Source organism: Sporosarcina sp. BP05 (assembly GCF_014282005.1).
GTDB lineage: Bacteria > Bacillota > Bacilli > Bacillales_A > Planococcaceae > Sporosarcina.
On sequence record NZ_JACFTD010000004.1, the window covers coordinates 1 to 12,626 of the forward strand.

General features: G+C 40.4%; 16 protein-coding genes. 10 read left to right on the forward strand and 6 right to left on the reverse strand.

Annotation, left to right across the window (positions count from 1 at the left end; all coding sequences use genetic code 11):
• Window positions 1–37: 37 nt before the first annotated feature.
• Window positions 38–361 (reverse strand): IS66 family insertion sequence element accessory protein TnpA, encoded by a 324-nt coding sequence (gene tnpA, locus H2672_RS06015; protein ID WP_186670283.1) that lies wholly within the window; start codon window positions 359–361, stop codon window positions 38–40.
• 80 nt (window positions 362–441) lie between these two features.
• Window positions 442–882, reverse strand: coding sequence for a hypothetical protein (locus H2672_RS06020; protein ID WP_186670285.1), 441 nt, complete (start codon window positions 880–882; stop codon window positions 442–444).
• Between the two features lie 246 nt (window positions 883–1,128).
• On the opposite strand from H2672_RS06020, the gene H2672_RS06025 reads away from it, so the two are divergent.
• The gene (locus H2672_RS06025; RefSeq protein WP_186670287.1) at window positions 1,129–1,566 is read left to right on the forward strand and encodes a GNAT family N-acetyltransferase; all 438 of its coding nucleotides are present in this window, start codon (window positions 1,129–1,131) and stop codon (window positions 1,564–1,566) included.
• A gap of 31 nt (window positions 1,567–1,597) precedes the next feature.
• The gene (locus tag H2672_RS06030; RefSeq protein ID WP_186670289.1) at window positions 1,598–2,086 is read left to right on the forward strand and encodes a methylated-DNA--[protein]-cysteine S-methyltransferase; all 489 of its coding nucleotides are present in this window, start codon (window positions 1,598–1,600) and stop codon (window positions 2,084–2,086) included.
• Between the two features lie 151 nt (window positions 2,087–2,237).
• Here the strand turns inward: H2672_RS06030 and H2672_RS06035 are convergent, their stop codons facing one another.
• On the reverse strand, window positions 2,238–2,687 hold the full coding sequence (locus tag H2672_RS06035; protein ID WP_186670291.1) for a DUF4362 domain-containing protein: 450 nt from the start codon (window positions 2,685–2,687) through the stop codon (window positions 2,238–2,240).
• 189 nt (window positions 2,688–2,876) lie between these two features.
• Here H2672_RS06035 and H2672_RS06040 point away from each other — a divergent pair, with 189 nt between their 5' ends.
• From H2672_RS06040 to H2672_RS06060, 5 genes are all read left to right on the forward strand, one after another.
• The gene (locus tag H2672_RS06040) at window positions 2,877–4,631 is read left to right on the forward strand and encodes an ABC transporter transmembrane domain-containing protein (protein WP_186670300.1); all 1,755 of its coding nucleotides are present in this window, start codon (window positions 2,877–2,879) and stop codon (window positions 4,629–4,631) included.
• A complete protein-coding gene (locus tag H2672_RS06045; protein WP_186670302.1) occupies window positions 4,631–6,418 on the forward strand; it encodes an ABC transporter ATP-binding protein in 1,788 nt (595 codons plus the stop codon). The genes H2672_RS06040 and H2672_RS06045 overlap by 1 nt, the downstream gene beginning before the upstream one ends.
• Window positions 6,419–6,582: 164 nt before the next feature.
• Window positions 6,583–7,293, forward strand: coding sequence for a cytochrome c biogenesis CcdA family protein (locus H2672_RS06050; RefSeq protein WP_186670303.1), 711 nt, complete (start codon window positions 6,583–6,585; stop codon window positions 7,291–7,293).
• 20 nt (window positions 7,294–7,313) lie between these two features.
• Complete coding sequence (locus H2672_RS06055; RefSeq protein WP_186670305.1) at window positions 7,314–7,622, forward strand: thioredoxin family protein; 309 nt, start codon at window positions 7,314–7,316, stop codon at window positions 7,620–7,622.
• Complete coding sequence (locus H2672_RS06060) at window positions 7,619–8,143, forward strand: CcdC family protein (protein ID WP_222439320.1); 525 nt, start codon at window positions 7,619–7,621, stop codon at window positions 8,141–8,143. The genes H2672_RS06055 and H2672_RS06060 overlap by 4 nt, the downstream gene beginning before the upstream one ends.
• Window positions 8,144–8,158: 15 nt before the next feature.
• Here H2672_RS06060 and H2672_RS06065 read toward each other — a convergent pair whose 3' ends face one another.
• The gene (locus tag H2672_RS06065; RefSeq protein WP_186670636.1) at window positions 8,159–8,566 is read right to left on the reverse strand and encodes a DUF2621 domain-containing protein; all 408 of its coding nucleotides are present in this window, start codon (window positions 8,564–8,566) and stop codon (window positions 8,159–8,161) included.
• Window positions 8,567–9,046: 480 nt separating this feature from the next.
• Here H2672_RS06065 and H2672_RS06070 point away from each other — a divergent pair, with 480 nt between their 5' ends.
• Both H2672_RS06070 and H2672_RS06075 read left to right on the forward strand, forming a co-directional pair.
• On the forward strand, window positions 9,047–9,640 hold the full coding sequence (locus H2672_RS06070) for an SCO family protein (protein ID WP_186670307.1): 594 nt from the start codon (window positions 9,047–9,049) through the stop codon (window positions 9,638–9,640).
• A 37-nt stretch (window positions 9,641–9,677) separates the two neighbouring features.
• Complete coding sequence (locus H2672_RS06075) at window positions 9,678–10,352, forward strand: lytic transglycosylase domain-containing protein (RefSeq protein ID WP_186670315.1); 675 nt, start codon at window positions 9,678–9,680, stop codon at window positions 10,350–10,352.
• A 218-nt stretch (window positions 10,353–10,570) separates the two neighbouring features.
• On the opposite strand, the gene H2672_RS06080 is transcribed toward H2672_RS06075, so the two are convergent.
• Together H2672_RS06080 and H2672_RS06085 are read right to left on the reverse strand one after the other, a co-directional pair.
• Window positions 10,571–10,825: a GlsB/YeaQ/YmgE family stress response membrane protein gene (locus H2672_RS06080; RefSeq protein WP_186670317.1), complete on the reverse strand. Its 255-nt coding sequence runs from the start codon at window positions 10,823–10,825 to the stop codon at window positions 10,571–10,573.
• Window positions 10,826–10,938: 113 nt separating this feature from the next.
• Window positions 10,939–11,484: a cysteine hydrolase family protein gene (locus H2672_RS06085; protein WP_186670319.1), complete on the reverse strand. Its 546-nt coding sequence runs from the start codon at window positions 11,482–11,484 to the stop codon at window positions 10,939–10,941.
• A gap of 185 nt (window positions 11,485–11,669) precedes the next feature.
• On the opposite strand from H2672_RS06085, the gene H2672_RS06090 reads away from it, so the two are divergent.
• Window positions 11,670–12,623, forward strand: coding sequence for a type III PLP-dependent enzyme domain-containing protein (locus tag H2672_RS06090; protein WP_255485485.1), 954 nt, complete (start codon window positions 11,670–11,672; stop codon window positions 12,621–12,623).
• The last annotated feature ends 3 nt before the right edge of the window (window positions 12,624–12,626 follow it).

The following is a 12,626-nucleotide window of genomic DNA, read 5'->3' on the forward strand; positions in this document are numbered from 1 at the left end:
TCGTCCACAGGCCAAATACACACGATCAACGGGTGTTTTACTTAACATGCGTTTGAAGTACCTGAAGTACTTCCCCTAAAAGTGTAGGGTTAAATCCCTCTTCAATTTGGATGGAAACAACACCTATTACCAGTGTCAATTGAGTAGGCATACTTGCTTTTGAAGCAATTGTATCAAACGAAAGCCACTGTTGGGCTGTGGATGCAGTATCTGTTTTATGCCAATCTTTTTTGAGCCAAGTATACATACTTTGAACACTAATATTATTTGTAGCACACCAGGCTGTGACGCTAGATTCACCACTCGCTTTAAATGCTTCAATCCGTGCTTGCCATATGGCTCGCCGTTCGTCTCTTGTCATGAAAAAACCTCCTAACCATTGATGTTAATGTGATTATCACATAACACGAATGAGGTTAGAAGGTGGGGAGTATTTGGCGCTTACATATCATCTACCTCAAATTCCATATTTAAAAACTTGAATCTTTTTAAACGTTTGAAGGCAACAGGAATGATTAAAAATAAAAGCATCCAAATAAACAGTAAAAAGAGTCCACGAAAGATAATTTTATTGAAATCAGATTCTATAAAAGGTTTCACTAAAATTGTGAATACGGTTTCTTTTTTAGGACTAAGACCAATCGAAGGGTCTTTACCTAGTGCTTCAGCAGAATTCATAGAAGACTCGATTTTCTTTGGTTGTAAAATGAAAGCCTTTGGATCTTCTTTAATAGTAGCTACTCCGATTAGTATTGATGCAGATATCATCCAAGTTAAGATGAGCGCTATTCCTGCAGTGTATGCATAGGGAATAACAAAATGAATCCATTGGAAAAAAGAGATACTTTCCCTATTTTTGTTAGAATGCTGTATTTTGCTCACCTCCATTTTTCCTCTTAGTTTGATTTTACCGAAGTCCTACTAATCTAACAATAGAAAGCTTGGATTTATGATCAAATACTATAATTATCCCATCTTTTTAACAGTGAGGATTAAAAGAGGCTAAAGCACATCATTGTAGAAGGAGGCCATGAGCTAATGGATAGATGAATTTATTAACAATCCAGAATATTAGTGTGGTACAGTTGATTAATTCAATAATGCAATAAACACAGGGGGGAAGCGCACATGAGAATACAAAAAGCAACAGTAAATGATCTTGATTCATTATCAGAGCTGTTTGACTTGTACAGGATATTTTATCACCAAAAGTCAAATGTTAAGGGTGCAAAAGAGTTTGTTAAAGACAGATTAAGCAACGAGGAGTCCGTTATTTTTATTGCCTTTGATGCAAATAATCCGATTGGCTTTGTTCAACTATATCCTTCCTTTTCATCTGTAAGCATGAAGCGTACATGGGTGTTAAATGATTTGTATGTCAGGGAAAGTGTTCGCGGCAAAGGTTTTGGCGATAAATTAATTAAAAAAGCTCTTTCTTTTGCGGAAGAAACAGGTGCAAAAGGAGTACTACTTGAGACTAATATAGAAAATATAACAGCACAAAAGCTTTATGAAAAAATTGGTTTCACAAAAGAAAAAAACCATTTTTACTTTTTTTCAATTTAAGAAACTACCCTTTCCCTATGGAGGATCCGACATGAATTGTCTACATAAATTAGAGTACAAATCACCGATTGGAGTAATTGTAATAATTGGTACAGACGAGGCTATTAGTTCAATAATGTTCTCTGAGAGGGATGTGGTATCGGATTGTGTGCAGGATGAATCCCCAACGATTTTGAAGGAATGCATTCAGCAACTTGAGCAATATTTTAAAGGAGAGCGTCACGAATTTACATTTCCCTATTCCTTCGAAGGTACAGACTTTCAAAAAACAGTGTGGAGCGCTTTGACAAAAGTACCCTGTGCCGAAACGGTATCCTATAAAGATATTGCTGTTTCAATTGGGAATGAAAAAGCCGTCAGGGCAGTAGGCACTGCAAATGGAAAAAACAAGCTAAGTATCGTGATTCCTTGTCATCGAATTATCGGTTCGAATGGGAAATTAACAGGTTATGCAGGTGGTTTGTGGCGAAAGGAATGGCTACTTCAGCATGAGCTGACCTTTTATAAGGACATGTCCTAAGTTGAAGCTGACAATTTAATAGCTTAATCAGTAGCATTGAATCTAGATGAAATAAGAATTGATCCATCCGCGGCTTCCAAGCACGGGAATGGAATCAATTCTTTTAACGTTTGGCTTTGATGTCAGGACAATCAATCTTGATTCTCCTGATTTAATGCTTGTGTTCCTCCACAAGTTCTTTCTCCACACTTAAAATCGTAAAGCTTTCGATTGGTGAATTGCATCCTTTAAGCGTGTACACAAACAATTGTTGACCTTCCTCTTCTAGGAAATCCGTACAAGTCATGTTGATTTTAACAGGATTGTTTCCTTTATTTTTATTTTTTGAACGGTCTATTTCTAAGTCGATTGTTGTGCCTTTGAAAGAAAGATTATATAATGTTGGGTCACCTTCGAGCGTGTAATTCGCAATACGAACTGTAGCCGCTTCCTTCATCTCCATACTCTCTAAAAACGTTTCAAACACTGGGTAGTTATAGATAGGCCCATTCATATTGACGACATCACCATTTAGAACTGCTTTTTCACTGTCATACGAACAGGCTGAGCTAACTGTCATAGCTATTAGTATAAGTAAATATAAAAAAAATTTGTTCCCCATAGTATTATCCTCCTTACGATCAGTTAGCGTTTCCCCTCAATTATATGAAGGAGTCACACACAATATCCCGTTCTAAAAACCGAAACTACTTCCGAATCCGAATTATTTGAATCTCGTAACTTTTATATCGTTCAGACTTTTGCTAAACTAATCAAAGGTCTAATTTTAAAGAAAAGTAGGGGGAGTAGCGTGAAGGTTTTAGTACAGCTCAGCTGGTTTTTTAAACAGCAGAAGAAGCAGTATCTTTTCGGAATTGCGATGCTTGTTTTCGTTTCCTTATTACAATTGCTGCCGCCGAAGATCATTGGAATTATCGTGGATGACATTGCGGCGGGTTCTTTAACAGCTGAAGGGCTCACAAAATGGCTGGTTATCTTAGCTGTAGCAGGTATCCTCATGTACATTGCACGCTATTACTGGCGCGTAATGATTTTTGGTTCAGCCGTTTTGTTATCCAAAATAATGCGTGAAAAGTTGTTTAATCATTTTACAAGAATGTCGCCATCTTTCTATCAAAAGAGACGTGTAGGCGATTTAATGGCCCATGCCACAAATGATATAGGTGCTGTACAGCAAACGGCGGGTATGGGGATTTTGACGCTTGTCGATTCCATCTCAACAGGCGGATTCGTCATTTTGACGATGGCCATCACGATCAATTGGAAATTGACTTTGATTGCACTCATTCCACTGCCATTCATGATTTTCCTAACAAGCTATTATGGAAAACTATTGCGTAAGCGATTCCGGTTTGCCCAAGAAGCTTTCTCCAATTTGAATGACAAAACGCAGGAAAGTATATCTGGCATTAAGGTCATCAAAACGTTTGGTCAGAAAAATGAAGATATTGAAGATTTTACAAGCTTATCTACAGATGTCGTTAGTAAAAATATGCGTGTCGCAAAAGTGGATGCATTATTCGATCCGACAATTACAGGGATATTCGCGATTTCATACATTTTGTCTTTCTATTTCGGAACGAAGTTAATTATTGCTGGTGACATGTCAATTGGGGACATGGTAGCGTTCAGTACATACCTTGGGCTTCTTGTCTGGCCGATGCTTGCATTTGGATTCCTATTTAATATTGTAGAGCGTGGAAATGCATCTTACAGCCGTATTACGGAATTGTTGTCTGTCGCACCAGAAATTAAAGACGTAGCGGGTGCAATTGATAGAAGACCAGAAGGCGATTTGCATTTCAATATAGATGAGTTCAAATTCCCAGGTGATGAGCGTGCTGCATTGCACAACGTTTACTTCACGTTAAAACGAGGAGAAACAATGGGTGTTGTCGGGAAAACAGGGTCGGGTAAAACAGCCATTTTAAAACTATTGCTGAGAGAATTTGAAGGATACAAAGGAAGCATCGTCTATGGAGACAAACCAATCAATCAATATAAGCAACAACGTTTAAGAGAGTCAATTGGTTATGTACCACAGGATCACTTCCTATTTTCAACAACACTTGCTGAAAATATAGCCTTTACAAATCCGAGAATTGGAACTGAGAAAATTCATGAAGCTGCACGACTTGCGCATATCCATGATGACATTTTAGGATTTACGGAAGGATATGGCACCATTGTTGGAGAACGTGGTGTATCGTTGTCTGGTGGTCAGAAACAGCGCATTTCCATAGCTCGTGCATTAATCATGGAGCCTGAATTACTGCTTTTGGATGATTCCTTATCAGCCGTGGACGCCAAAACGGAAGAAGCGATTTTACAATCACTTAAACAAACACGTACAGGCGAGACGACAATTATTACCTCTCACCGATTAAGCGCTCTCCAGCATGCGCATAAAATCATCGTTCTGCATGAAGGAACGATTGTCGAAGCAGGAACGCATGAAGAACTACTCGAAAAGAATGGAAGATATAAAGAAATGTATGACCTACAGCAACTTGAAGTGCTTGTCGAACAAGGAGGCGAGGAATAATGTCAGCAGAAAAACACCCGAAATTAACAGCGAAAGATCAATGGGTTGTCTTGAAAAGATTGTTGCAATATATCATCCCTCATAAAAAGAGCGTAATTATAGCGCTTGTCCTACTTGTTTTGACGGTCGCTGGCAGTATCGTAGGACCTTTGATCATTCAACGATTCATTGATAATCATCTCTCTACAATGAGTTTTCAAAAGAGTGCCATCACGAATATCGCAATTGTCTATATAGGTATTCAAGTATTCATGGTCTTCGTCTCTTATTTCCAGCTGATACGTTTTCAAGATATTGCACTAAAAATTATTCAGCAAATGCGCATCGATGTGTTTTCAAAGGTGCAAGGGCTCGGTATGCGTTATTTTGATAAAACACCTGCTGGAAGTATCGTGTCACGTGTGACGAATGATACGGAAGCAATAAAAGAAATGTTCGTCAGTGTTATTGTCACGTTTTTACAAGCTATATTTGTAATTATTGGCGTTTACATTGCACTATTTTCACTTGATGCAAAGTTGGCGTTTATTTCTTTGTTATTATTGCCGTTGTTTTTAGCCGTTATCGTCGTTTACCGACGCTATAGCGCAGATTTCTATCAAGACATTCGTGAGCGATTAAGTCAGCTCAACGCTAAAATAGCTGAATCATTATCCGGAATGGGAATGATCCAAGCATTTAGACAAGAAGACCGTTTAGAAGCGGAATTTGATGATATTAATGAAAAACATTTCCGTGCTGGAATGCGTAACATTAAATTTGACAGTATCCTGCTAGGTCCGGCAATCGATTTACTGTATGCTGGAGCAATCGTTTTTATACTCGGATACTTCGGGTTTTTATCCCTTGCCAGTCCCGTTGAAGTGGGGATACTATATGTATTTACAACTTTAATTGGCCGTTTATTCCAACCTGTTCAACAAGTAATGCAGCGACTATCTATTTTCCAACAAGCAATGGTTGCCGCATCCCGTGTGTTTAAGTTAATGGATGATCCCGATATGGAACCAGAGCAGCTAGATAGTAATCAATCTGAGATACTAAGCGGTAAAATCGAATTCCGAGATGTATCGTTTTCCTATGATGGGCAAGCTGATGTACTGAAAAACATTTCATTCACTGCGAATGCAGGCGAAACTGTTGCCCTGGTCGGTCATACTGGTAGCGGAAAAAGCTCCATCATCAACTTGCTAATGCGTTTCTATGAATATGAGCGCGGTGGTATTTATATCGATGATGTTTCGCTGAAAGAATACCCGAAAGAAGAACTGCGGAAGAAGACAGGACTTGTCTTGCAAGACCCGTTTCTATTTTACGGGGATATCGAAAGCAACATTCGTTTGCACGATAAGAAAATGACGTCTGAAGAAGTAAGAACAGCTGCTGAGTTTGTCCGGGCAAATGAATTCATTGAAAAACTACCAGACAAATACGCTCAAAAAGTAACAGAACGCGGCTCCACATTCTCAAGTGGTCAGCGCCAACTAGTTGCATTTGCACGAACAATCGCGACGAATCCTAAAATCCTCGTTCTCGATGAAGCAACTGCCAATATCGACACAGAAACAGAAGTGGCAATTCAATCAAGCCTTGAGAAAATGAGAAAAGGGCGCACCACAATCGCAATTGCTCACAGGCTAAGCACAATCCAAGACGCGGAACTGATTCTCGTGCTGCATAAAGGCGAAATCGTCGAACGTGGAACACACCAGGAATTACTGATGCAAAAAGGGCTCTACCATAAGATGTATCTACTTCAAAACAATATTTTGGAAGACGTTATCTGATGCACGGTCGGCTTGCACATCCCTCTGGGGAACGTGCAAGCCGTTTTTTTTGCTTACATGACTATGTCACGCCGAAATGTCATAAACTGTTCACAGACATATTAGACGTAATTTGGCGCTTCTTTTGATACGATTGAGGAAGAAAAACTGAAGGGGAGAGAATTATGGCAACAGACTTAAATCTATTTCTCGCTTTCGGTGCCGGTTTCTTAAGTTTCATCTCACCGTGTACATTACCGTTGTACCCAGCATTCATTTCGTATATTACGGGCATGTCACTGGATGATTTAAAATCGGACTCGAAACGCATGAGCAGAAGCGGTATACTACATACACTGTTCTTTTTAATCGGATTTTCAGTTATTTTTGTCGTACTTGGTTTTGCTACGTCGTTTGTAGGGACATTTTTCATTGAAAATCAAGTAATACTCAGACAAGGCGGCGCAATCTTTATGGTGTTATTTGGCCTTATGATTGCAGGTGTTTACACACCGAAGTTTCTTATGGGCGAAAAGAAACTACAGTTTAAAAACCGTCCTTCAGGATATTTTGGGAGCGCATTAATTGGGCTTGCATTCGCAGCTGGTTGGACGCCTTGTTCAGGACCGATAATTGGGGTAATCATGGGACTATCTGCAACAAACCCAGGATCAGGAGTTCTTTATATGCTGATGTATGTGTTCGGTTTTGCAATTCCATTCTTTGTTCTGTCGTTCTTTATAACGCGTCTTGGCTGGATTCGGAAAAATAGTGGCCTTATTATGAAAATTGGGGGCGGCGTTATGATTGCATTCGGAATCTTGCTGTTCTTTGATGGATTGACCTATTTAACAAGTTTGCTCAGCCCGATTTTTGGAGATTTTCAAGGTTTTTGAGTTGAAAGGAAGGGATTGCGATGCAGCAAATTGGGTCATTCGGTGAATGGATGGAATACGTTGAAAGAGAAAGAGCGTTACTCCTTTTTGTGAAAACCGATAACTGTTCAGTCTGCGAGGGATTATATCCGCAAGTGAAAGCACTGCAAGCCAATTTTCCAATCCTTTTTTATAAAGTAAATGTGGCGGAAGTGCCAGAAATAGCGGGACAACTTTCGTTGTTTACAGCGCCAGTCGTCCTCCTATTCAATGAAGGAAAAGAGTATGCGCGATTTGCACGTTTTATCCCGATAGAAGAATTGAAGTATCGTTTGGGGGAAATAATTTGAATGAATTAATTGAAACAATTTTCACCAAGGTACCCCCGGTTTACCTCATTATCGGTTCAACCGTACTTGCGCTAGTTATGGGGACAATCGCGCTGATTGTTAGGACGAAAGCGGCGAAAAGGCCTGTGACACCACTGAAGATCATCTTGCCACCCCTCTTTATGTCGACGGGTGCGCTGATGTTCCTATTTGAAGAATTTAGAGTGCCGCTGCATCAGGTGCTAGAAGCGCTCCTTGTAGGCATACTGTTCTCTATTATCTTGATAAAAACGACGAATTTTGAACGCAAAGATAGCGATATCTATATGAAACGGTCGAAAGCATTCCTGTACATTTTACTTGGTCTACTTATTGTTCGACTCGCAGGGAAACTACTTCTCAGCAATACAATTGATGTAGGGGAACTGGGCGGTATGTTCTGGATTCTTGCATTTGGCATGATTGTCCCTTGGCGGATTGGCATGCTAATCAAGTACAATAAAATAAAAGAAGTTAGACAAGTAAAAGGTGTCCGCATTTAATTGCGGACACCTTTTTTAAAATAAATGTTCATACGGAGTAAGATCAATCTTCATTTCCGCCATTTTCTTGCGCAAAAATTTATGATCCCGTTTAGGCGTTGCTTGTATATATCCACGGATAATAAGGTCGGAATCAATTTTCCCCGCATGTTCCTCGAGTGCGATTTCACCTATCTTACCCGCGATTTTTTGCTTCGCTACAGGACGGAATAATTCCGGTACTGGAACGACCAGCTCATTCAACAGTAGTTTTGCCTCGTCATTCCAAAGGTGGAGTGAGCTCTCCACATAATGCTCTTCCCAGTCGAGTGTCGATTTTCCGTCCGCTTTTGGAAACCTTTTTAAAAACTTCCGGAACATGAAAAAGCCGCCAATGCTCATAAGTCCAATGAGGACAACGCACCAGACAATGATGAACCACATAAATAAATCTTGTTGCAACAGTCTTCACCTCTTCCATTCTATTCACCATTATAAGAGCTTTTGTAAAAAAATACACGGACAATGTATTCCTTTTCTCAAGTTAACACTATTTAGGAGGTGAAAGGAGGGGACGGGATGGAACAATGGATGATTTTAATACAAGAAGTTGGGTTTCCAATCTTTGTATCTTTTTATCCCGCATTAACGGGCAGTAAGCTCCCCACTTCAAGTCTTTAAGGACTCAAGAAGAAATAATGGGGGATCAACTGCGCGTAAAAGCCCGATTGTTAGTTTAACTTTATCTCTTGCACTGACACGAAACGAAACTTGTCGACATACACGATGCCCTTGTTTCTTTAAAGATGAAGTGTACTTCACAAATAAGTCACGGATTCGACATGGAAGCAATCAGCTCCTCGCTTGTTTGAAGCCATTACTTCCGCTATGATGAACGTATCAATTGATAGTGGAGGAAACCAAATGAGAAAAAAACTTTTACTGCCTTATGTATTGCTTGTAGTGCTAATTCTAAGTGCGTGTTCTGGGGGCGGGTTCAAAGCCGAGCATAATTATAAAATTGAACCGTTTGAATTTACAAACCAACACAATGAAAAGGTTTCATTGGATGATCTGAAAGGGAACGTATGGCTGGCACAATTTGTTTTCACAGTTTGTACGAGTGCCTGCCCACCGATGATGAGTAACATGGCAGATATCGATAAAAAGCTTATTGATGAAGGTGTTGAAGATTACAAAATCGTATCATTTAGTATTGATCCTGCTGTCGACACACCTGAATTAATGCAAAAATACCTTGACATGTATGATGTCGGGGATCAGAAAAACTGGGAAATGCTGACTGGCTACACACAAAAGAAAATTACTGACTTTGCGGCGAAGTCATTCAAGACGCTTGTTGCTGATATACCCGATTCGGATCAGGTAATGCATGCAACTTACTTTTCTCTTGTCAATCAAAAAGGGGAAGTTGTCAAAACCTATAATGGTATGACGGATGTACCATTTGATGAAATCGTCAAGGATATGAAAGCGCTTAGTAAAGAGGGCGCGTAACTAACAAAAGCAATACTTGATCTAACGGGGTGGAAAGATGAAAAAACAACAACGTAAAGGGTTATCTATAAAGGTGAGAGCAATGCTTATTATCCTGCTTATCCCCATTGCGGTTACAGTCTTCACATTAACAGCTATCATCTGGACAGGTTTGAAAAATCCAGATCTCATTCGGAAATCTGCAAATGCATTACTAGACATAGGGGAACGTCACACTGCTACGTCAATCCCGGAAGAGTTCATCCCAGTCTATAAAGAGGCGGCGGAGGCGTATGGCATCCCATGGACACTACTTGCAGCACATCACCGTATTGAAACACGGTTTTCAACGATGGATCCGCTTCTCTCACCAGTTGGTGCAGAAGGACATATGCAGTTCATGCCTTGCACGTTTGTCGGCTGGACTTATCCGGGATGTAGCGGTCTTGGAAAAGGAGATATTCCTGAAAAAGACAAGACAAATCCCGCTATCATCAAAGAATACGGCGGATACGGCGTTGATGGTAATGGTGATGGCATAGCCGATCCATATGATATCGAAGACGCCATTTACAGTGCCGCCAACTACCTTTCAATAAGCGGCGCCGCAGATGGAGATTTGGAAAAGGCGATTTTCAATTATAACCACAGCGAAAAATACGTACAGGACGTATTGCGATTTTTTAATGAATTCGAAGTCCAGCGACTTGAAATGGAAGCAGCCAACATGTAAAAAAATGGACCTCCAGTAAAATGGGGTCCATTTTTTATTGCTTAGTAAATTATTAAGTTCTTGGCCTGTGGATCACCTATGAAAGGTGATATTCCACTTCTAGACTTCAACGCCTAGAGGCTCGGTCATAAGCTGGTCCGGCTATGCGGCAAAGTGCGCCGCTTCACCAGCCCATCTTAAGTCTGCCGCCTCTGAACAGGCGTTTCCGCTTTTGTTCTTTACGAAGCTTTACGCATTGATTTCATAATAAAGCTCACAATGAACACGAGTATAATTGCTCCAATGAAAGCAGGGACGATGTAGAAATCAGAAATTTTCGGACCCCACTTCCCAAGTAGCATTCCACCAATCCATGCACCGATGATACCAGCGATAATATTACCGATAATGCCACCTGGGATATCTTTCCCCAAAATCATACCTGCAAGCCAACCGATAATCCCGCCAATAATTAAGAACCAAATGAAACTCATACTGTCCATCTCCTTTTTAGTAAATTAAAATTTCCTCTATAGTGTTTGCAATAACCTTTATTACATCCCTTCAAACATCTAAAAGGAAAAGAATACCGGGAATTTCAAGGGAGTTAGCGGACAACAGTAACACCTAACGTGTTTTCAAAATGACGAAGTGCCCATTCATGACCTGCGGGATCAAAGCTTGCGACACCTTTCTCGTGGACGACAATGTCGAATCCGCGGTTGTATGCATCGACGGCTGTATGCAGGATGCAAATATCAGTACAGACACCAACCAAATGCAATTCGGTAATCCCTCGTGCTCGAAGATGCAATTCCAAATCTGTTCCCGCAAATGCGCTAAAACGTGTTTTGTCCATCCAATGGATTTCTTCTTTGCGCTCATCATACAATTGTTGAAGGGAACCATATAGATTCCTGCCGGCTGTCCCACGTATATTATGTGGCGGGAATTGTTTTGTTTCAGGATGGTACAAATCGTCTGCATCATGCACATCAACTGGCATTACAACGAAATGGTTGTCATCCAAAAATACCCCCGTTAAATTGGTGATATATTTTTCCAAGTCAATTCCTGGTTGTCCGCATGTAAGTGCACCATCTTCAGCAACAAAATCCTCTGTATAATCAATAACCAACAATGCTTTCTTCATCTATGCCACCCCTTTATATGTCAACCATTCCATCATGCCATAATCTAGTGACTTTTTCATTCACTTCTGTTGTTTAATCATTTGATTACTCTAAAAAAATAAATTGAAATGTATTTTACTTGTAAATGAATATCAGAATATACTTAAAATAATACTAACTGAACTACCTGATGGGAGATGATTTTTTGAATGATGTGGAAGCAGCCTACGCCCACCTTACACGTCCGTTCGCTTGCATTGACCTAGAAGCGCTTGACCGAAATATCGATTTTGTCAACAAGTCCTCTGGAATGAAAGGAGTCCGAATCGCTACAAAATCTGTGCGATCGGTAGAACTGCTGCAATACATTGCTCAAAGATTGGATTATCCTGCCGGTTGGATGACATTCGATCTAAGGGAAACACTTTTCCTACTTAAAAAAGGATTTAATGACCTGTTACTTGGCTATCCACAAGTTGAAGAACAAGCGGTTATGCTGCTCATTCCCTATATCCGTGAAGGTCGGACGGTCGTCTTTATGGTTGACCATATCGAACACTGGGAGTGGTTAGAATCCATAGCTAAGTTAAATGACATCATTCTTGAAATTTGTATTGATATAAACGTCTCAACAGATTTCAAAATACTGTATTTTGGTACAAACCGTTCTTCCTTAAAATCAATTTTAGATGTGGAAAACTTATTGGAGGCAGGCAGTTTATTCACACATACTAAAATCATTGGTGTCATGGGTTATGAAGCACAGATTGCGGGTGTCGCGGATATCCCAGTAGCTCGTTGGCAATCAGCGCTTATCAAACAATTGAAGCGGCTGTCCCGTAAAGATGTGGGCAATTTCCGTAAAAGCGCAGTCGATCTCATTCGGGGAAAATCGTCCAGTTTTCGATTCGTATATGGCGGCGGTTCCGGCAGCATCGATTTCACATCGGGGGAAGAGGAAGTGACGGAACTGACAATCGGCTCTGCATTTTACTTTCCGGCATTATTCTCAAGGTATCAAAACCTGGAGCTTGAACCGGCAGCGACATTCGCCCTTCGTGTCACAAGAATACCCGAACAAGGTATTATCGTTTGTCATGGGGGTGACTATATTGCTTCTGGAGCAATAGGAACCGACAAAAATCCGGTGCCTATCTGACCG

Excerpts from the sequence above, each read along its gene's own strand:
- H2672_RS06045 (WP_186670302.1), top strand. The coding sequence starts at position 4,631 with ATGTCAGCAGAAAAACACCCGAAATTAACAGCGAAAGATCAATGGGTT.
- H2672_RS06050 (WP_186670303.1), top strand. The coding sequence starts at position 6,583 with ATGGCAACAGACTTAAATCTATTTCTCGCTTTCGGTGCCGGTTTCTTA.
- H2672_RS06085 (WP_186670319.1), bottom strand. The coding sequence starts at position 11,484 with ATGAAGAAAGCATTGTTGGTTATTGATTATACAGAGGATTTTGTTGCT.
- H2672_RS06025 (WP_186670287.1), top strand. The coding sequence starts at position 1,129 with ATGAGAATACAAAAAGCAACAGTAAATGATCTTGATTCATTATCAGAG.
- H2672_RS06055 (WP_186670305.1), top strand. The coding sequence starts at position 7,314 with ATGCAGCAAATTGGGTCATTCGGTGAATGGATGGAATACGTTGAAAGA.
- H2672_RS06080 (WP_186670317.1), bottom strand. The coding sequence starts at position 10,825 with ATGAGTTTCATTTGGTTCTTAATTATTGGCGGGATTATCGGTTGGCTT.
- H2672_RS06075 (WP_186670315.1), top strand. The coding sequence starts at position 9,678 with ATGAAAAAACAACAACGTAAAGGGTTATCTATAAAGGTGAGAGCAATG.
- H2672_RS06030 (WP_186670289.1), top strand. The coding sequence starts at position 1,598 with ATGAATTGTCTACATAAATTAGAGTACAAATCACCGATTGGAGTAATT.
- tnpA (WP_186670283.1), bottom strand. The coding sequence starts at position 361 with ATGACAAGAGACGAACGGCGAGCCATATGGCAAGCACGGATTGAAGCA.
- H2672_RS06070 (WP_186670307.1), top strand. The coding sequence starts at position 9,047 with ATGAGAAAAAAACTTTTACTGCCTTATGTATTGCTTGTAGTGCTAATT.
- H2672_RS06035 (WP_186670291.1), bottom strand. The coding sequence starts at position 2,687 with ATGGGGAACAAATTTTTTTTATATTTACTTATACTAATAGCTATGACA.
- H2672_RS06065 (WP_186670636.1), bottom strand. The coding sequence starts at position 8,566 with ATGTGGTTCATCATTGTCTGGTGCGTTGTCCTCATTGGACTTATGAGC.